The sequence below is a fragment of the Haladaptatus sp. HS23 genome, from assembly GCF_056892285.1.
On sequence record NZ_JBXGLH010000001.1, the window covers coordinates 184,427 to 201,597 of the forward strand.

General features: G+C 61.6%; 20 protein-coding genes and 1 tRNA gene. 14 read left to right on the plus strand and 7 right to left on the minus strand.

Features of this window, described 5'->3' with window-relative positions:
• Positions 1-13 precede the first annotated feature (13 nt).
• From AC1XDK_RS00985 to AC1XDK_RS01000, 4 genes are all read left to right on the plus strand, one after another.
• Positions 14-958, plus strand: coding sequence for a metal-dependent hydrolase (locus AC1XDK_RS00985; protein WP_483347913.1), 945 nt, complete (start codon positions 14-16; stop codon positions 956-958).
• 76 nt (positions 959-1,034) lie between these two features.
• Complete coding sequence (locus AC1XDK_RS00990; RefSeq protein WP_483347914.1) at positions 1,035-1,646, plus strand: hypothetical protein; 612 nt, start codon at positions 1,035-1,037, stop codon at positions 1,644-1,646.
• On the plus strand, positions 1,643-2,290 hold the full coding sequence (locus AC1XDK_RS00995) for a DUF2238 domain-containing protein (RefSeq protein WP_483347915.1): 648 nt from the start codon (positions 1,643-1,645) through the stop codon (positions 2,288-2,290). Before AC1XDK_RS00990 ends, AC1XDK_RS00995 begins: the two co-directional genes overlap by 4 nt.
• Positions 2,291-2,426: 136 nt before the next feature.
• On the plus strand, positions 2,427-2,627 hold the full coding sequence (locus AC1XDK_RS01000; RefSeq protein ID WP_483347916.1) for a dodecin: 201 nt from the start codon (positions 2,427-2,429) through the stop codon (positions 2,625-2,627).
• Between the two features lie 60 nt (positions 2,628-2,687).
• Here AC1XDK_RS01000 and AC1XDK_RS01005 read toward each other — a convergent pair whose 3' ends face one another.
• Positions 2,688-3,056 carry a HesB/IscA family protein gene (locus AC1XDK_RS01005; RefSeq protein ID WP_483347917.1) on the minus strand — a complete coding sequence of 123 codons (369 nt, stop codon included), beginning with the start codon at positions 3,054-3,056 and terminating at the stop codon, positions 2,688-2,690.
• Positions 3,057-3,392: 336 nt separating this feature from the next.
• Positions 3,393-3,477, minus strand: a tRNA-Leu gene (locus AC1XDK_RS01010).
• 88 nt (positions 3,478-3,565) lie between these two features.
• Here AC1XDK_RS01010 and AC1XDK_RS01015 point away from each other — a divergent pair.
• From AC1XDK_RS01015 to AC1XDK_RS01025, 3 genes are all read left to right on the plus strand, one after another.
• On the plus strand, positions 3,566-4,372 hold the full coding sequence (locus AC1XDK_RS01015; protein WP_483347918.1) for an inositol monophosphatase family protein: 807 nt from the start codon (positions 3,566-3,568) through the stop codon (positions 4,370-4,372).
• Positions 4,373-4,457: 85 nt separating this feature from the next.
• Positions 4,458-4,925 carry an Lrp/AsnC family transcriptional regulator gene (locus AC1XDK_RS01020; RefSeq protein WP_483347919.1) on the plus strand — a complete coding sequence of 156 codons (468 nt, stop codon included), beginning with the start codon at positions 4,458-4,460 and terminating at the stop codon, positions 4,923-4,925.
• Positions 4,926-4,968: 43 nt separating this feature from the next.
• Positions 4,969-6,102 carry a DUF63 family protein gene (locus tag AC1XDK_RS01025; protein WP_483347920.1) on the plus strand — a complete coding sequence of 378 codons (1,134 nt, stop codon included), beginning with the start codon at positions 4,969-4,971 and terminating at the stop codon, positions 6,100-6,102.
• Here AC1XDK_RS01025 and AC1XDK_RS01030 read toward each other — a convergent pair.
• From AC1XDK_RS01030 to tbsP, 3 genes are all read right to left on the minus strand, one after another.
• Positions 6,099-6,260 carry a DUF7479 domain-containing protein gene (locus AC1XDK_RS01030; RefSeq protein ID WP_483347921.1) on the minus strand — a complete coding sequence of 54 codons (162 nt, stop codon included), beginning with the start codon at positions 6,258-6,260 and terminating at the stop codon, positions 6,099-6,101. The two genes, AC1XDK_RS01025 and AC1XDK_RS01030, sit on opposite strands and share 4 nt — an antisense overlap.
• A 154-nt stretch (positions 6,261-6,414) precedes the next feature.
• A complete protein-coding gene (locus AC1XDK_RS01035; protein WP_483347922.1) occupies positions 6,415-8,145 on the minus strand; it encodes a YcaO-like family protein in 1,731 nt (576 codons plus the stop codon).
• A gap of 86 nt (positions 8,146-8,231) precedes the next feature.
• A complete protein-coding gene (gene tbsP, locus AC1XDK_RS01040) occupies positions 8,232-9,056 on the minus strand; it encodes a transcriptional regulator TbsP (protein ID WP_483347923.1) in 825 nt (274 codons plus the stop codon).
• A 335-nt stretch (positions 9,057-9,391) separates the two neighbouring features.
• On the opposite strand from tbsP, the gene AC1XDK_RS01045 reads away from it, so the two are divergent.
• Entirely contained in the window at positions 9,392-9,532 is a 141-nt protein-coding gene (locus AC1XDK_RS01045; RefSeq protein ID WP_483347924.1) for a hypothetical protein, read from the plus strand.
• Here the strand turns inward: AC1XDK_RS01045 and AC1XDK_RS01050 are convergent, their stop codons facing one another.
• Entirely contained in the window at positions 9,533-11,629 is a 2,097-nt protein-coding gene (locus tag AC1XDK_RS01050) for a hypothetical protein (RefSeq protein ID WP_483347925.1), read from the minus strand.
• 105 nt (positions 11,630-11,734) lie between these two features.
• Between AC1XDK_RS01050 and glyA the strand changes: the two genes are divergently transcribed.
• From glyA to AC1XDK_RS01065, 3 genes are all read left to right on the plus strand, one after another.
• Positions 11,735-12,982: a serine hydroxymethyltransferase gene (gene glyA, locus AC1XDK_RS01055; RefSeq protein WP_483347926.1), complete on the plus strand. Its 1,248-nt coding sequence runs from the start codon at positions 11,735-11,737 to the stop codon at positions 12,980-12,982.
• Between the two features lie 65 nt (positions 12,983-13,047).
• Positions 13,048-13,218, plus strand: coding sequence for a hypothetical protein (locus tag AC1XDK_RS01060; RefSeq protein ID WP_231182621.1), 171 nt, complete (start codon positions 13,048-13,050; stop codon positions 13,216-13,218).
• 136 nt (positions 13,219-13,354) lie between these two features.
• Positions 13,355-14,248 (plus strand): bifunctional methylenetetrahydrofolate dehydrogenase/methenyltetrahydrofolate cyclohydrolase, encoded by an 894-nt coding sequence (locus AC1XDK_RS01065; protein ID WP_483347927.1) that lies wholly within the window; start codon positions 13,355-13,357, stop codon positions 14,246-14,248.
• Between the two features lie 24 nt (positions 14,249-14,272).
• On the opposite strand, the gene AC1XDK_RS01070 is transcribed toward AC1XDK_RS01065, so the two are convergent.
• Positions 14,273-14,989 (minus strand): DUF7117 family protein, encoded by a 717-nt coding sequence (locus AC1XDK_RS01070; RefSeq protein ID WP_483347928.1) that lies wholly within the window; start codon positions 14,987-14,989, stop codon positions 14,273-14,275.
• A 291-nt stretch (positions 14,990-15,280) separates the two neighbouring features.
• Here AC1XDK_RS01070 and AC1XDK_RS01075 point away from each other — a divergent pair, with 291 nt between their 5' ends.
• The 3 genes from AC1XDK_RS01075 to AC1XDK_RS01085 all read left to right on the plus strand — a co-directional run bounded on the left by AC1XDK_RS01075 (position 15,281) and on the right by AC1XDK_RS01085 (position 16,969).
• Positions 15,281-15,697, plus strand: a complete 417-nt coding sequence (locus tag AC1XDK_RS01075) for a DUF7528 family protein (RefSeq protein WP_483347929.1) — start codon at positions 15,281-15,283, stop codon at positions 15,695-15,697.
• 50 nt (positions 15,698-15,747) lie between these two features.
• The gene (locus tag AC1XDK_RS01080; protein ID WP_483347930.1) at positions 15,748-16,731 is read left to right on the plus strand and encodes a DUF1028 domain-containing protein; all 984 of its coding nucleotides are present in this window, start codon (positions 15,748-15,750) and stop codon (positions 16,729-16,731) included.
• Positions 16,732-16,822: 91 nt separating this feature from the next.
• Positions 16,823-16,969: a hypothetical protein gene (locus AC1XDK_RS01085; protein WP_231182616.1), complete on the plus strand. Its 147-nt coding sequence runs from the start codon at positions 16,823-16,825 to the stop codon at positions 16,967-16,969.
• The last annotated feature ends 202 nt before the right edge of the window (positions 16,970-17,171 follow it).

The following is a 17,171-nucleotide window of genomic DNA, read 5'->3' on the forward strand; positions in this document are numbered from 1 at the left end:
GAAGAGGAGTTCCATGATGGCCGGCCACGCGCTGCTCGCCTTCGGGGTGGCGGCGCTCGTCGCCCAGCGATTCTGGTCCACGGAGCGTGCATTCGCCTTCGGGGTCGTCGCGGGCGTCTTCGCTACGATACCGGATGTCGATATGACGTACGCGGTCATCGGTCTCGCACAGGCCGGATTCGGCGGCGTGTGGCACATGACGGCCGCGTTTTGGGGTAGTTCACACCTCGTCCATCGCGCCGTGACCCACTCGCTCGTCGTCGCCGCCGTTGCCGGTCCCGCGTTCGTCTTAGCGACGCGAAACTGGCCGCGGAAGGCGGTTTCTGCCGGACTGTTAGCGGGACTCGTCTGGGTCGCTCTCGGAACGAGCGGCCTCCTCGGCGCGAGCGTCATGCTCGTCTTCGTCGTCGTCGGAACGGCCGCCGCGCTCGTCGCCGACTCGCGCACCGACCTCGGGCCGCGGGCGTTGTTGCTCGCCGCCGTCTTCGGCCTCGCGTCACACCCCTTCGGTGACGTGTTCACGGGGTCGCCGCCACGGTTTTTCTACCCCTTCGACGTGACTTTGCTCCACTCCCGACTCTCCCTCCTCGCCGATCCGACGCTGAACCTCCTCGCCATCTTCGGCTTGGAACTGGTACTCGCGTGGTTCGCCGTCGCCGTGTACTTCCGTCTCCGCACCGGGGACGCCCGACGGGAGTTGCGCGAACACGTCCACCCGCGCGCCGCGCTCGGCGTCGGCTACGCCTTGGCCGCGCTAGTGATTCCCGCACCGACGCTCTCCGTATCCTACCAGTTCGTGTTTTCCGTACTCGGTGTGGGTGCCGTCGGCGTCGGGCCGCAACTACACCCCCGACGCCCGTTCCGTCCCGTTCGAAATCCCACCGCGTGGGTGTGTACCGGCATGGCCGCGGTGACGCTCGCGGTCATCGCGTATGCCGGGATGTACGTTTTCTCCTGATTTTCACGTCACCCATCATATTCACGACGGTCGAATTACCTACCCATTCTTACCTCCCCCGGCCATATTCGATAGCATGGCACAGCGGGTCAGTCAGTTGGACGCACTCGTCGAGGACAAGCGAGTCAACGCCGGACTGGCGTGGCTACTTATCGGATTTCTGCTCGTCGTCGCGGTCGGCAGCCTGTTACAGGACGACCTCCTATGGATGCTGTTGGCCGCCGCCGTCGCGGCCCTCGCGCTCGTTCCGCCCATCGCCTACCGAAACACAGAAGCGATGCTTCCGTGGGAAGTGCTCGTTCTCGCTGCACTCCCCATTCTCGGACGGGAACTCGCGACGCTCGCGCTCACCACTCGGGTCGCGACGTACCTCTCGGTTGCCGCGCTCGCGCTCATCGTCGCCGTCGAGCTGCACGTCTTCACGCCCGTTCGGATGACACACTGGTTCGCCGTTCTGTTCGTCGTCGTGGCCACGATTGCGACAGCGGGCGTCTGGGCGGTCGTCCAGTGGCTTTCCGACGTCTACCTCGGAACCGAGTTCCTCGGCAGCGAGTATCAGTTGATGTGGGATTTCGTCTACGCGACGGTCGTCGGCGTTTTCGCGGGAATCATCTTCGAATGGTACTTCCGGCGGGTCATCCCGGCGGAGGAACGTCTTCCCGTCGAGATACAGGAGCATCTGCGATGAAAATCCGCGAGCGACTCGGCATCTCCGAACATAGACAACGACAGTTGACCCGGGTGATGGAGTTGAGCCTCATCGGTATCTTCTTCGTCGGGTTGGACCGAGGGAACCTCGGTATTATGGTCAACAGCGGGCTGGCGTTCGCCATCACGCTCGTCCCCGCGGTACTCAAACGCGACTACCAGATTCCAATGGACGCGGGGGTGACGCTGTGGATTACCACCGCCGTCTTCCTGCACGCCGTCGGGACGCTCGGCCCGTATCAGAACGTCTGGTGGTGGGACCACGTGACCCACATGCTCTCCGCGTCCCTCGTCGCAGGAGTGGGCTACGCGACCGTCCGCGCACTCGACGCGCACAACCCCGACGTATATCTCCCGCCTCGGTTCATGTTCGTATTCATCCTCATGTTCGTCATCGCGTTCGGCGTCATCTGGGAAGTAACGGAGTTCGCGGTGAGCGGTTTAGGGAGCATCGTCGGCGGAAACGCCGTGCTCACCCAATACGGACTCGAAGACACGATGCTCGACCTGCTGTTCGACACCGCTGGCGGCCTCGTCACCGCGATTTGGGGCACCGCGTATCTCACCGACGTGACCGGTGCCCTCGCCGACCGTCTCGACACCCGGATGCAAGGCTCGGAGTAGAACGAACCCGGCACGACGATCGAGCGATGACGGCTCACCGTCCGAACGCCACGGCGTCGAACTGCGCGACACGGACCCCGAAATCAGTCACGACGGCCGATGCGATTTTCACCGACGACAGAGAATCAGGGACGTAATGGTGTTCAAGAAGATCACCCTCATTGGAACGAGCGACGAGAGTTTCGAGGCGGCCACCGATAACGCCATCGACCGAGCGGAAGAAACCATCGACAACGTCAAATGGGTCGAGGTGGACACCCTCGGCGTCGAGGTCGCCTCGGTCGAAGGACGCCAGTATCAGTCCGAAGTGACCATCGCGTTCGAACTGGAGGGATAACGCGAAGCGAAAAACGAAGGGACGGAGACTGCGAAGACGAATTTTCTTTTCCGTGTCGAATCAGGTTCGGAAGCTCTCGCCACAGCCACATTCCGAAACCACGTTCGGGTTCTCGACGTGGAAGCCCGCACCTTGCAGGCCGGTTTCGTAATCCACGACGCTCCCCTCGATGTAGTTCATGCTCGCCGGGTCCACGAAAACGCGCAGTCCGTAGTGTGTGAAAATGGTGTCGTCGGACTCGGGTTCGTCGTCGAATCGCATTCCGTAGGAGAGGCCGGCACAGCCACCCTGTTGGACGAACAGGCGAAGTCCGGCGACAGAGTGGTCGAGTCCCTCGCTGTCCAACAGGGACAGCGCTTGCTCGGCCGCGTCCTCCGTCACCTCGATTTGCGGGCCGTCCTCGCCGTTCGGCGCGGCGTCAGTACTCATGCGTATGGATAGCCGTCCGAGCCTCATTAACGTTGGCCTGCTCGCAATCTGGGCCGAGAACGGAAGGGGCGTTGCAGTTCGGCGGACTGCAACAGTAAAAATCCCTCTTCAGATACTCTAACGTAACCACTGTCCAATCCGTAGTCGTCGTCAGAAGTTTTGCGAGAGCCTGTGATTGGCCCCTTTGAGTTGTTGCGAGGGAAGAACGCTCTGTGCGGTCTTCCTGCACTCGTGTGAGTGCGAGGGAAGGGAGTTGAACTACGTCCAGACGTTCCGTCTGGCCTCATTCAACGCCCTTCGTTCGCAGTCGCGCGCTTCGTTGATTGCGCGCTGACATGCGAGGGAAGGGAGTTGAACCCTTGGACCTCTACAGGAGCGGATCTTGAGTCCGCCGCCGTTGGCCGGGCTTGGCTACCCTCGCACGCAGTTTGTACTGCATCGTGCGGGTGTTAAAACGTTGCGAATCGAGAAACGACACTCCTTTTCCATGTCGCCCCGCCTCTCGTACCATGACGAGCGCCGAAAATCGCCTCGAACCGGCCGAACGCGCCGCACGGGCGGGAAGCGAAATCGCCGCCGAGGGCTTTCGCGAGGATTTCGCCGTCGAGACGAAATCGAATAAGACGGACGTGGTGACGGAGTTCGACCGACGAAGTCAGCGCCGCGTCATCGAAGAGATACGGGACGAGTTCCCGGACGACGCAATCGTCGGCGAGGAGGAAGACGCGCTGAAGGAGGTCCCGGAGCAGGGGGACGTCTGGGTCGTCGACCCCATCGACGGGACGAACAACTTCGTGCGCGGGATTCCGCTGTGGACGACCAGCGTCGCGGCGGTTCGGGACCGGGAAACCGTCGCCGCCGCGAACGTCTGCCCGGCACTGGACGACGTGTACACCGCGGACGCGAACGGGGCGTACCTGAACGGGAAAGAGATGACGGTTAGCGACAGAACCGACCCCGAGACGTTCACCGTCTGCCCGACCCTCTGGTGGGACTTCGACCGCCGCGAGGAATACGCCGCGACAGTCGAGGGCATCGTGAAGCGATTCGGTGACATGCGCCGGTTTGGCTCCGCACAAATCGTCCTCGGGATGGTCGCGGGCGGCGCACTGGAGGGCGTCGTGTCGAACATCGTCCCGAATCCGTGGGATACGGTTGCAGGCGTGTTCATGATTCGACAGGCGGGCGGGACGGTTACGGACATCCACGGCGACCCGTGGACGACGCGGAGCCGAGGGCTGGTCGCCTCCAACGGTGAAGCACACGACGAAGTCCTCGCAGCGGCCCGCGACGCCGAACCATATTACGAGAAATAGATGGTTAGAATTTATAATCGAAGTTCCGTACGTTGACCGGATACAGGTGTACAATTATTTAGCAGTGGGGCTTCACGGTAGCGATATGAACCTGGATGACACGGATCGTGCCATTTTGAAAGCCCTCCAAGCGAACGCTCGAACACCATTCAGCGAAATCGCGCGACAGATCGACATGTCCAGTGCGACGGTACACGACCGCGTTAACCGGATGGAAGAGGCGGGCGTCATCACCGGCTATCACGCGACGGTGAACCCGAAGGAAGTCTCGCTCGGCATCTCCGCGTTCGTCGGCCTTCGCGTGGAACAGGGCCGCGAGAAGGACACGCTCAAACGCCTCGAAAGAATCGAGGGGATTCAGGAAGTCCACCTCACGACCGGTTCGTGGGATGTTTTAGCGCGAGTTTACGCCGAAAACGCAGATAGCCTCCGCGAACTGATGTTCGACAACATCGCCCAGATGGACGGGTTCGCCCGCTCACAGACGATGGTCGTCCTCGGGTCGCCCTACGAGAGCGAGGAACTGCCCCTCGAAACCGGTATCCACGAGTGACGAGACCGGAACCCTAAAACCCGCTCGCTCCGGTTCGTGCGATATGGACACAGCAAGTGAGGAACCCGACAACGAGCGACTATGGGTGGGGGTCGTCGCCGCCGCCATCGTCGCGCTGGTCGGCGGTGCGCTCGCGTTTCCGAAACGAGTGTACGACGGCTTTATCTGGCACTACTTTTGGGGGCCCGTACTGGCTGACGCGAAGAACGCATCGTGTGCCGTCCGCGTTGACGGCGCGACGAAGTACATCTACGACGCTGGAACCTGCGCGACAGCGCCGGGACCGGTCGCGGTACCCGGATACACCCTCGTCTCGGAAGTCGGCTACGCCGTCACGCTCATCGTCGCGCTGATGGGCGTGGTCTACCTCCTTCGCCGCCTGAACGTCGGACAGGAGCGACGCCTCTTCTACGCGCTCTTCCCGTTCATGCTCTTCGGCGGCGCGCTACGCGTCGTGGAGGACGCGAACGACGCGCTCGCACAGGTGGGTCAAAGCCCGATTCCCTTCCCGTGGAACACGCTCATCATCAGTCCAATAATCTACTTCACCGTCTTCGGCGTCACGCTCGCGGCCCTCGTCGTGAGCGTCGCGCTCGCCCGTAGCGGAGTCGTGGAGGACTACGAGTACCCGCTCGCGGGAATCGGAACGCTCGTCCTCGCCGCCACGATCGGTTATCTGGTCTTTTTGACGCTGACGACAGACCGTCTCACGTTCTATCCGCAGGTACTCGTCGTCGTCCTCGGCGGCGCGACGCTCGTCACCGCAATCGTCTGGTGGGCGGTGAACCGATACGCTCCGGAGATCAACGCGGGAACGGCCGCGATGGGTGCGGTCGTCATTTGGGGGCACGCGGTCGACGGCGTCGCAAACGTCGCCGTTCTCGACTGGGCAGGCGCGCTCGGCCTCGCGGGGCAGTACGGCGCGAAACACCCCGTCAACCGCGCCATCATCGACATCACGACGAGCGTGTTCCCCGCCTCGGTGACGAGCGTCATCGGAACGGCGTGGCCGTTCCTCCTCGTCAAAATCGCCGCCGCGCTCGCCGTCGTCTGGGTGTTCGACGAGCAGATATTCGAAGAGAGCCCCCGCTATGCAATCCTGCTCCTCATCGCAATCGTCGCGGTCGGACTCGGACCGGGAACCCGCGACATGCTCCGGGCGACGTTCGGAATCTAATCCAGTCGTTCCAGCGTTGATTCCGGGAAGTATCGGTCCCCACAGTTCCCGCACACCGCTGCTTCGACGGTCCGTGCGTTCAAGTGGTCCACGGAGACGTTTCGTTTCGACAGCGGCGACCCACAGGTCGCACACGAGAGGTCGAACTCGGACGTCATACTGTCTCCTCGACGAACTTATTTGTTATATTATACATCATTGATAGGTTCCTCTGTTAGGTGTTACGACCGAATCCAACATAAAACCCATGTGCCCGATTAGCACAGTTCGGATCGCCGTTCGCCCCCTGACCACCACTCACCGCGACCCGATTCAGGGATACGGATGCGGTTTCCTGTCGAGACGTGCCTCGAATCCGAGTTCCTCGGGGACCGTCCGCGCACGCTCACCGAAGAACGCGTCCCCGGTGAACAGCGGTTGTGCCTCGGGTGCGAGGACGCGGACCCCTTCGAATCCGAGGGACGCCACGTCGCGCGTGGTCACCCGAGCGCCGTACACCGAAAACGCCTCGCTCGCCAGTGAGACGACGGCTTCCAACTCTTTCGCCCCGTCCTGAATCCCCGAACCGATGCTTTCGCTCGGAATCGTGGTCTCCGGCGAGACGAATTCGCGGGCCGTCTCCGGGAACGAGGCGTACTCGGCAATCGACCCTTCCGCCTCCGCTGCGTCCTCCTTCCCCATCAGGTTCAGTTCCGTCCAGTTCTGGAGCGCCTCGGCGAGGGCGGAACGGGCCGCCGCGTCCGGGTCTAAATCCGCACCGGACCCGACCGCGAACTTCGGCCACTCCCCGTCCCGATGGACCGCCACCGCGACCACTGGAACGTCGATGTCCTGTGTGACGAGGAGGGCCGTCACGTCCAATCCTTCCGCACGTGCCCGCTTTGCCAACGTCTCGAAGCCATGGTTCCCGACGTGCAGGCCGAGCGGTTCGAACGACGAGTACCACGCGAGCATCGTCGCGTCGCGCTCGATGACCTCGTACAATCCGGACAACAGCGCCTCCGCCGTCGAGTTACCCAACCCCAATCCGGTCGTTATGGACGGCTTGAACCGCGCCGACGACGGCGGAAAGTGAACGAATTCGGCCGGGAGATGGACGAGTTCTCCCGTCGTCAGGTTTCGACCCGACACCCACTGGAGTTCGTCGTCGTTCGGGTCCGGCCACCCGGTAGGCCGCACGAACTCGGCGGGCGAAACCGCGTTCCCGAGGGCGGAGGGGCGCGCCGTCGCGAACTCCGACTCCCGATAAACGCCCGCACAGTAGCGCTCCATTCCCTCTCCCAGCGCCTTCATCAGCGCCTCGTCCCACCCGTCGGCGACGCCCGCGGACTGCCCCGGTGCGCGTACGTCGCTGAATCCGCTCGTGTCCGTAACGGTCGCTAAATAGTACGGTACCGGAAACGACGACACCTCGCCGAGCGACTGGACGACGCCGAGGCGCTCGTCCAACCCCTGTTCGGCGCTCGAAATCGCCTCGTCCAACGTCCGCTCCTCGTACTCGATACCGAGCGTCCTATCCCGTGGTTCCCCGCACGTCGGACAGTTTGGAACCGGAAGCAGTCGTCGCTCCGCGTGGGGGAGTTCCACGACGCCGCCGAGAATTTCCGACTCGTCCCCTGCCGCGAGCGTCGCCGCTTCCCGTCCCGCGACCGCACCCGCGAATCGCTCGGTGACGGCATCGTGTTCGACGTTTTCGGAGTCCGTCGTGCCGTCGTCGGTCTCCTCCGCGTTGGCTGCCACGCGTACGCGCAAGCAGTCGAAACAGGCCGTTTTCGGTGCGAATCCCGAAACCGCGGCATCGACACCGGGAATCGACCGCCCGCCGACGCCGCCGAGTTCGACTGCGATCCACGGAACGTCCGCTCGATTCGCGCGTTCGAAGACGGACGCGCCCACCTCGTCGATGACGACCGCGAGGTCCGCCTCGTCCTCGTAGATGGCATCGACGGCGAGTTCCGTGACGGTTCCGTCCACGTCCGACAGTGCCGTCTCGACCGCATCGGCACCGGCCCCCCGACCGATTACGCCCAGCAGGGTGTTCATGAACGGGACCAAACACGCGGGTGGCAAAAATACGACGGATGGCTACCGCTCACGGGGATGAAAAACGGTGAGGAGTTGTGCCGGTCTCAGTTCAGCATGCTCTGTGCGACGCCGGCGAGCTGGTCGGTGTCCGCGTTCTGAAGGTCGTCGTTGGCGAGCTTCAGGCGGAGACGTGGACGGCCGACGTCGATGGGAACCTTCTCCGTGCCGATGAGGCCCATGTCTTCGAGCTTGGTCTTCGTTCGGGAGAACGTGGCTTTGCTCGCGATGCCGACGTCCTCGCCCCACTTGCTGATGTCGTACAGGAGCGCCTCGTTTTTGGCTGCGACGAGGAGGCTGATGGTCACTTCGTCCAGTCCGTCGCCGTCACCACGAGCGGTTTCGAGCGAGGAGAGGACGCTGTTGAAGTCGTCTTCGGCTTCGGGGCTGATCTCCTCGCCGAGCGTCTCGCGGACGCGCGTGATCGGGGGCGTGCGAAGCGAGAAGTCGCTTGCGTCGTCCCAGAAGTTCGTGTACGTTCCGTAGGCCGCGTCCACGAAGTCGCCGTCGTCGGAGGTCAGACCGCCGACGCGGTCACCGGCCGTGACGAGTGCGATGACGACGTCCTCGGTGACGAGGAGCGAGTTACCGGAGGAGTCCTCCGTCGTACGCAGCGTGAGGGCGCCCTCGTCGATGAGGTCCGCGGCGTTGCTGGCGATGATGAAGTCCTCCATCACGTCTTTCAGGGTACCTTCGTCCGCGAGCATGCGCATCTCGGGGAGGTCACCGTCGTACTCCGTTGCGGCATCGATGAGGTCTTCGATGGCGTTGGCGGATGGGTTCACGACGAGCATGACGTCGGGACCTTGATCGATAACCGTCTGTAGGATCTCGTGGACGCTTTGGTTCAAGAGGTTCGATTTTGTTTCCATAGCGGGATGGACGAGATTCGTCTATTTAATTTTAACGCTCGAAACCAACGGAAATCATAGGTTATGTAGCATGAACAATTAGTCAACGTCGTAATTACAACCGGCAATTTTGTATAATACCACCCTGATTGCCCAAATCTCTTCAATAAAATTGGATTTTAGTGTATGGCCGCGAGAGTGTTCAGAAGTCGCAATATCGCAATATTTTCCGATGGTCAAGCGTTGCTGAACGACGATAATCCCATAATTCCACCGAGTAATTGCTAATTACCAATTCCATATTGCGTGAACAGTCCGAAAGAATGAAGAGAGGATGTGATGTATCAACATGCATCATGCGAGGTAAAATCCGGCAGTGGTTGATGAATCACCCATGGACGATAAACGCGGCGTTCGGTCTCATGTTCGCGACCGTTATCCTTGCGGATTGGGGAGTCTCGCCGATGGAAGTCGGCGCGGGAACCCACGGACCGTAGTTACAGCAGCGACTCCAATTCTGTCGACCAGTACAGTTCACCATTGTATATTATCGGCATTTTCGCCCGCGTGAGGAGCGATGTCAGTTCCGAACGGTCTAGTCTGAACGTCGGGACGCTCCCGCTGAGATATAGCTTGTTTACATCCTTTATATAGGGCTGGAAATTGCTCCCCGGATACTGTTCCATCATGAGTCTGAAGGACAGTTCGAATTCGGAATCGCAAACGGCGGTGAGATTCCCGACGGTCGGGAACGTGTTGTCACACTGCGTCAATTGATGTGTTCCGTCGCCGACGACGGCGTAATCCTTGTTCATCATGATCCGCCGACGCGCGAGTTGTAACGCCCGCTGAATGCTGAACCCGTTTATCACCAACTGCGCGAACGAGACGCCGACCTTCCCGGCCTGCTTGTTCAGGACCTTGTTGAACGTCACTGCACCCGCCACGCTTCCCTTCTTGACCAACTCCATGCCTTGCTGGTAGGAACCGCAGGCGTTCAAGAAGAAGGTCTGAGCGTTGCTCTCATCGATACTCGACACCGAGAGGTGGCCGTCCGTACAGCGCAGTCCCGAGTCCTCACAGTGACCGATGTAATGGATGAAATCACAGGGTTGTTCGAGCGTCTCGGCGAGTTCGCTCCGTGAAAGGTGCTGGCGAACCGTAACGTCGATAGGGAGGTCCTCCGACCGCTCCAAGTATATCTCCGCGACGTCCTCGTGTTCGTCGCCCATCAGTTCGTCGTTCAGTATCAACGTCACCGAGATGTCGCCGCTCGACCGGTCGAAGTACTTCGACCGGTTTTCGTAGGCGCTCAGGTCCGCTTTGAAGACGTCGATGGGGACGCCCTCTGCCAGCCAGCCGTGAACTTGTCCCTTCTGCAACACCGGTTTCACCCGCTCGATGGAGGAGACGTTCTCCGTCGCTCGAGACGAATCCCTCTCGGCCAATTCCTGCGATACCGGTGCCTGCGGGTCGTCGCGGTAGAAATCGCCGAGCGATACGTCGAGGAGTTCGTTCTGTTCGAGCGCGGTCGATTCCGGGAGGTAGATGGCACTCAGGTTCGAGAGGAGGTATGGGAGCGCCGACACGTTGTCCACCGTCGGCTCGACGTACATCGACAGATGCCACTCGGGGAGTTTCTCGTCGATACGCTCGAAGTCGAGGAGGTCGTACTCGACGAACTGCTGGCCGGGAGTCGCGTCGTAGGTCGTTTCCGGGTCGATATCGAGATTGTCCAACAGGGACAACTCCGCGAGGTCCCAACTGTGTGGTCCGGCGTTTCGAACGAGACAGTCCAAAAAGAACACTCGCCGCAACATGGCCGCGACCTCCGTTTGATAGGACGGGAGCGGGTTGAAATCGTACGTGAAGTTGGCTTCGGGGACGACGAGCAGGGGGGCGTCACGCTCCTCCACGTGAACGTCCGCCTGTAGATAGTACGCGAGCGGCGCGGTGACGAACAGCGTCTCCAGGTCGTCGGGAACCCACATCTCGATTCCGGAGTTCTTTTTCTGCCGTCGTACCGGCTCCGGGATGTTCAACTCCGTTCCCACCTCGAATCGCGGCGGATGGCCGCGGAGGGTCGGATACGACCGGTCCGGACCGGTCGTCTTGTGCGAGGAGGAAGCGTAGGAGATGGCCGTCGCCACGCCCTCGGTCGTCGGTGGGACGGTTATCGTATCCACGGGAATCTTGTGATGGCTTCGAAAGCCGAGCGTAACCGGGATTTTTCGTGGGAAATCGATGATTAACGAGCCGAAGTCGTCGGTCTTCCGAATGGTCGCTGGCCCGGAAAAACGGAGATACGTCTTGATGTTTCCATGGATGTTCGCCAGATATTGGCCGTCGGACAGTTCGAGGGGTTCGGTGTCGTTACCGTGTTCGTAGCGGGCACCCGTTTCGACTTCAGTGACGCTTACGAGGCTTGGCGGGAGGGACAATTTCGAGGCACGGCCCGAGACGGATTCGTCGATTGGGCGGTTGATGGCTTCCGCCCCCGCCCCCGTCTCCCAATCGGGCGCACGTACGGTAACCCCGGTTTTCGTCCGGTCGAACGCACGAACCCCGGATCCCGTCTCCTCCCATTCTATCATACGGTAATAGAATCGTTATCTCACTGTTAGTTTATATTTCTGTCGGGGACGTATCCGTGTTGTACGAAAGGTAAACTTATACGCCGTGGTGTCCGGGTGTTTCACATGGAGTACGATACCATCCGGGCGGTCGACCCGGACGTCGCCGACGCGCTCGAGGCGGAAGTCGAACGCGAACGCGACACGTTGGAGATGATAGCCAGCGAGAACTTCGTCAGCGAAGCGGTGCTCGAAGCGCAGGGAAGCACACTGACGAACAAGTACGCGGAAGGCTATCCCGGCGAGCGGTACTACGGCGGCTGTGAGCACATCGATACGGTCGAAAGCCTCGCCATCGAGCGCGCGAAGGAACTGTGGGGGGCAGAGTACGTCAACGTCCAACCGCACAGCGGGTCCCAAGCGAACATGGGCGTCTACCTCGCCGTTCTCGAACCGGGCGACAAAATCCTCTCGTTGGACCTGACCCACGGTGGCCACCTCAGCCACGGACACAAGGTGAACTTCGCAGGAAAGCTCTACGAGGTCGAACAGTACAAGGTTGACCCCGAAACCGGCTATCTCGACTACGACGAGATATACGCCCACGCGGAGGAGTTCGACCCCGACATCATCGTTTCCGGGTACTCCGCCTACCCACGGCAGGTCGAGTGGGAGCGGATTCAGGAGGCCGCCGACGCGGCGGACGCGTACCACCTCGCCGACATCGCCCACATCACGGGCCTCGTGGCGACGGGCGAGCACCCTTCGCCGGTCGGTATTGCTGACTTCGTCACCGGTTCGACGCACAAGACCATCCGCTCGGGCCGCGGCGGCATCATCATGTGCGACGAGGAGTACGCCGACGCCGTCGATTCGGCCATCATTCCCGGCATGCAGGGCGGTCCCCTCATGCACAACATCGCGGGCAAAGCGGTCGGATTCAAGGAGGCACTCGAACCCGAGTTCGAGGAGTACGCCGCCCAAACAGTCGAGAACGCGAAGGTCCTCGCGGAGACGTTCCAGGACCACGGTTTCGGTCTCGTCTCCGGCGGGACGGACACCCACCTCGTACTCGTCGACCTGCGCGAATCCCACGAGGACGTGACGGGTAAAGACGCCGAAGAGGCGCTGGAAGACGTGGGAATCGTCCTCAACGCCAACACCGTTCCGGGCGAAACTCGTTCGCCGTTCGTCGCCAGCGGCATCCGCGCCGGGACGCCCGCGCTGACGACCCGCGGGTTCGACGCCGACGACATCGAACGCGTCGGCGAACTCATCGCGCGCACGATCAATCATATAGGAGACGAAGACGTGAAGGCCGAAGTCGCGGAGGAAGTGCAGGCCCTCTGCGACGAGAACCCGCTCTACGAGTAGGCCGGTCTCCGATTTCTTTCTCTCCGAGACGACACACCTAATTCGGCACGCCGTGAGTCACTACCATGCCGGAACAGCTAGCGGGATTCAAGCGTGCCGACATCGTGTTTACCGACGGAACATCCCTCGCGGACGTGACCGTCGCCATCTACCCGGGGTGGATTCGAATCCAGACCGAATCGGCGAACCAGTTCCACCCGCGCGAACAAGTCGATAGGATTCAATCGAGTCGGTGACACCCGTGAACGACGACGTGGAGTTGCACTATTGCTGACTGTGAATGGTCATATTCGTGCATACATTCGGATTTTAAATACCCGAAATACGCACGAACCCGGATGTTTAAGGGGCTTCGAGTCACATTCTTCGGTAATGACGGACATCATCGACGGACGTGCGGTGGCGGAGGGTATTCGAACGGACCTCAGCGAGAGCATCCAGACGCTGAAAGACGAGGGCGTGACGCCGGGATTGGCGACGGTCCTCATGAGCGACGACCCCGCGAGCGAGACGTACGTGTCGATGAAACAGCGCGACTGCGAAGAGGTCGGCATCAACGGAATTCATATCGAAATCGACCCCGACGCTCCCGCCGAGGAACTGTACGACACCATCGACGACCTGAACGAGGACCCCGAAGTACACGGCATTCTCGTCCAGATGCCGGTCCCCGACCACGTGGATTCTCGGCAGGTCCTCCGCGCCATCGACCCGAAAAAGGACGCTGACGGCTTCCACCCGGAGAACGTCGGGATGCTCGTCGCGGGACACCCGCGATTCAAACCCTGCACGCCACACGGGGTCCAGAAGCTCCTCGAATCGGCGGACGTCGACCCGGAGGGGAAGGACGTCGTCATCGTCGGCCGGTCGAACATCGTCGGCAAACCGCTGGCGAACCTCCTCATTCAGAAAGCCGAGGGCGGCAACGCGACGGTGACGGTGTGTCACTCGCGCACCGCCGACCTCGCCGCGAAGACCCGCGATGCGGACGTCGTCGTCGCGGCCTGCGGCGTCCCCGAACTCATCGACGAATCGATGCTCTCGGACGGCGTGACAGTCATCGACGTGGGCGTCAACCGCGTGGACGCGGATAACGAGAAGGGCTACGAACTCGTCGGCGACGTGGACTTCGACAGCGCGAAGGCGAAGGCAAGTGCGATTACGCCCGTTCCGGGCGGTGTCGGCCCGATGACCCGAGCGATGTTGCTCTACAACACGGTGAAGGCCGCCGGAGAACAGGAGGGCATCGAGGTCGAACTGCCGTAGTCGCCAAACCGTCTACGACCGCGACTACGCCAACCGCGAGAGCGTGTCCCGACTGCTCGCGAGGGCGTCCAAATCCTCTTCGTTGAAGTACCGCGCCAAATCGCGTGCAGCGGATACGAGGGCTTCGGCGCTGTCGATGTCGATACCGCCTTCGAGCGCCTGAGCGCGACGGACGTGTTCACCGAGGGTTTCGAGCGTGTTTTTCCCCTCCCGGTCCACGTCGTGTTCCCTCGCCCACTCGCCCATCTCGCGATGGTACTCCTTGAGCGACTCCGCGTCGGCCAATCCCCGAATCTCGTAAATCGACTCGGGGAGGTCACGGGCGTCGGGCCGTTCGCCCTCGTCGGCCCCACGGAGGAGCGAGAAGAAGTATATCTCCTCGTCGTCCGTCATCCGCATCGAGCGACTGAACAGTTCCCCGGCGTGTCGAAGTTCGCCCGCCGCGAGATACGTGTCGTCCAGCGGGAGGAGTTCGCCGCCGCTGATGAACCCGCGTTTTCTGCGGTACTCGCCCGCCTCGTCCGCCGCGCTCGTCGCGACTTCGCGGACGGGTTCCCTGTCGAGTGCGTCGCGCACGTCGGCCAATTCGAGCGTCGCCGGACTGTCGGTGTGTTGCATCCGGTCCTCGTCCAAGCCGACGCTCTGCATGCTCTCGCAGTTCGGGCAGGTAACGCTCCCCGTCTCGTAGTACGACCACTGGGTCCCACAGTTCTTGCACTCGCGGGTTCCGCGGACTTTCATGTCTCACGATTGCGGTTCCGGGGTGAAAACTCTCACGCGCGATGGGCGTACTCGGTAGCGCCACGGACATGCACCAACCGTCCCGTAGATTTATCAGCGGTCACGGACTACCTGAAGACACTATGTCGAGTGAAACACGCTCGGAGGATAGAGTAAGTCGCCTCGTGGCGACTGGTCGAGAAATTCTCGGCCACGTGTCGCACTGCTGATTCTGCGGAGTATTCGGACGGGTCGAACGACTCGCTCGCGACCGAGGAGACGCCTGTTTCCGCCGAGAACACGGACGATGGCGTGTCGCTGACCGTTTCCGGCGAAACGTACGACCTGACTAGACGCGAGGCAGACCGGTTGCGCGAAGCGCTGGGACGAGCACTGACCGAACGCCGCGAGTTCTTCCGCACGGCGGGTGAGTACAGGGACGACGGGAGTTACGTCGTCTCGCGCCGCGGTGCCGACTCCACCGGGCACCGAAAGGTGTTCGAGCGGTTCGACGCGCTGGTGGACCTGTACGAACGACTTCCGGGGACGTTCACCGCGGAGGAGGTGGGCGAACGCGGATTGACCGGCGGGCGGCGGCACATACTCGTCCATCACCTCGCGGAACATCCCGACTTCGACTGCGAACTCGTCTCGCGCCAACCGCTCACGGCGCGGAAAGCGGGCGACGGAACGGCGGGTTCTACGGAGGGGAGCGGAATCGAAAATTGAGAGTTACCGAGTGGTGAACGCTTTTCGCGGTGGACTGCCTCGTCCCGCGTATGACACGACCAGCAACGCCGCGACCATCCACGTTCTCCATCGTCGCACGCGACCCCGAACAGGACGCCGTCGGCGTCGCCGTCCAATCGAAGTTCATCAGCGTCGGGAGCGTCGTCCCGTTCGTCAGCGCGGATGCGGGTGCAATCGCCACGCAGAGCTTCGCCAACGTCGCGTACGGTCCGGACGGACACGATCTCCTCCGACGGGGGAAGTCCGCGAAGGAAGTCGTGATGGAACTCACCGGCGCGGACCCCGAGTTCGAATCGCGGCAAGTCGGCGTCGTGAAATCGCCGGTCGCCATGCGCGACCAAGGTATCGCCGACGGGACGGACGAGGGCGAAACCATCGCGGCGTTCACCGGGGCGGATTGTTTCGACTACGCGGGTGACATCCAAGGCGACCACTACACGGTCCAAGGAAACATCCTCGAAAACCGCGAAACGCTCGAAGCGATGGCGGAGACTTTCGAGGAAACCGAAGGCGGTCTGCCGGAACGACTCGTCGCTTCGCTTCACGCGGGCAACGACGCCGGTGGCGACAAACGCGGCGAACAGAGCGCCGCGCTGTACATCGCCAAACCGGAAGGCGGGTACGAGGGACGAAACGACCGCTGGGTGGACGTTCGTGTCGACGACCACGAGAAACCGATCGACGAACTGGAACGAGTCTTCAAAATCTACGACGTGACCCTGCTGGAACGCGAGGAACCCGGCGAAACGCGGGAGTTGACCGGCGACACTGCGGAGCGAGTGTCCGAAACGCTGGTCGAACTCGGGCTGTTCGACGGTACGCCGTCAGCGACGTTCGGCGAGGACGAACGCGGCGCACTCGAAGACTTCCGCGGCATGAACAACTTCGAGAACCACTCGATTCCCGTGCTGGAGGACGCCCTCGCTCGCGGCTGGGACGACGCCGACGGGGACGGCGAGGAACGGATGGTCGATGCGCTCTGGCACGGCCTGTCCCGCCTCGACCGAAAATAACGGGACGAATTCGGACGACCGATAGGGATTCAACTCATGTCCGCTTCTCACGCCGACATACATAACCCACAGAATCACGAACCGTTACGATATGCGCGACGAAGAGGAGATACGCGAGCAGTACGAGTTCCTCAAAGAACAGCTCGAAAGCGACGAAATGAACCATCAGGGAATCCGTGAAATGTTCACGCATTACAAGAGGGCGTTGGGGTGGACGCTGGAAGAGGAGTATATCTAACTTTTTTTCAGCCAGTCAACGACAGTTATCGAAATCGTTACCTTTAAGTCATTACACCGTATTGTTGCAGTTGACGCTTCGCTTTGGAGGGCCGAAGCGTCAGCGGGGACCAATTCAGGGCGGCAAGCGGTACGCGGGGTCTTTTCGCCCCCGCGTGTTCCGCTTTCCTTTCGAAAACAAATCCGTGAGCGATCGCTTTCCG

Excerpts from the sequence above, each read along its gene's own strand:
- AC1XDK_RS00985 (WP_483347913.1), top strand. The coding sequence starts at position 14 with ATGATGGCCGGCCACGCGCTGCTCGCCTTCGGGGTGGCGGCGCTCGTC.
- AC1XDK_RS00990 (WP_483347914.1), top strand. The coding sequence starts at position 1,035 with ATGGCACAGCGGGTCAGTCAGTTGGACGCACTCGTCGAGGACAAGCGA.
- AC1XDK_RS00995 (WP_483347915.1), top strand. The coding sequence starts at position 1,643 with ATGAAAATCCGCGAGCGACTCGGCATCTCCGAACATAGACAACGACAG.
- AC1XDK_RS01000 (WP_483347916.1), top strand. The coding sequence starts at position 2,427 with ATGGTGTTCAAGAAGATCACCCTCATTGGAACGAGCGACGAGAGTTTC.
- AC1XDK_RS01005 (WP_483347917.1), bottom strand. The coding sequence starts at position 3,056 with ATGAGTACTGACGCCGCGCCGAACGGCGAGGACGGCCCGCAAATCGAG.
- AC1XDK_RS01015 (WP_483347918.1), top strand. The coding sequence starts at position 3,566 with ATGACGAGCGCCGAAAATCGCCTCGAACCGGCCGAACGCGCCGCACGG.
- AC1XDK_RS01020 (WP_483347919.1), top strand. The coding sequence starts at position 4,458 with ATGAACCTGGATGACACGGATCGTGCCATTTTGAAAGCCCTCCAAGCG.
- AC1XDK_RS01025 (WP_483347920.1), top strand. The coding sequence starts at position 4,969 with ATGGACACAGCAAGTGAGGAACCCGACAACGAGCGACTATGGGTGGGG.
- AC1XDK_RS01030 (WP_483347921.1), bottom strand. The coding sequence starts at position 6,260 with ATGACGTCCGAGTTCGACCTCTCGTGTGCGACCTGTGGGTCGCCGCTG.
- AC1XDK_RS01035 (WP_483347922.1), bottom strand. The coding sequence starts at position 8,145 with ATGAACACCCTGCTGGGCGTAATCGGTCGGGGGGCCGGTGCCGATGCG.
- tbsP (WP_483347923.1), bottom strand. The coding sequence starts at position 9,056 with ATGGAAACAAAATCGAACCTCTTGAACCAAAGCGTCCACGAGATCCTA.
- AC1XDK_RS01045 (WP_483347924.1), top strand. The coding sequence starts at position 9,392 with ATGCGAGGTAAAATCCGGCAGTGGTTGATGAATCACCCATGGACGATA.
- AC1XDK_RS01050 (WP_483347925.1), bottom strand. The coding sequence starts at position 11,629 with ATGATAGAATGGGAGGAGACGGGATCCGGGGTTCGTGCGTTCGACCGG.
- glyA (WP_483347926.1), top strand. The coding sequence starts at position 11,735 with ATGGAGTACGATACCATCCGGGCGGTCGACCCGGACGTCGCCGACGCG.
- AC1XDK_RS01060 (WP_231182621.1), top strand. The coding sequence starts at position 13,048 with ATGCCGGAACAGCTAGCGGGATTCAAGCGTGCCGACATCGTGTTTACC.
- AC1XDK_RS01065 (WP_483347927.1), top strand. The coding sequence starts at position 13,355 with ATGACGGACATCATCGACGGACGTGCGGTGGCGGAGGGTATTCGAACG.
- AC1XDK_RS01070 (WP_483347928.1), bottom strand. The coding sequence starts at position 14,989 with ATGAAAGTCCGCGGAACCCGCGAGTGCAAGAACTGTGGGACCCAGTGG.
- AC1XDK_RS01080 (WP_483347930.1), top strand. The coding sequence starts at position 15,748 with ATGACACGACCAGCAACGCCGCGACCATCCACGTTCTCCATCGTCGCA.
- AC1XDK_RS01085 (WP_231182616.1), top strand. The coding sequence starts at position 16,823 with ATGCGCGACGAAGAGGAGATACGCGAGCAGTACGAGTTCCTCAAAGAA.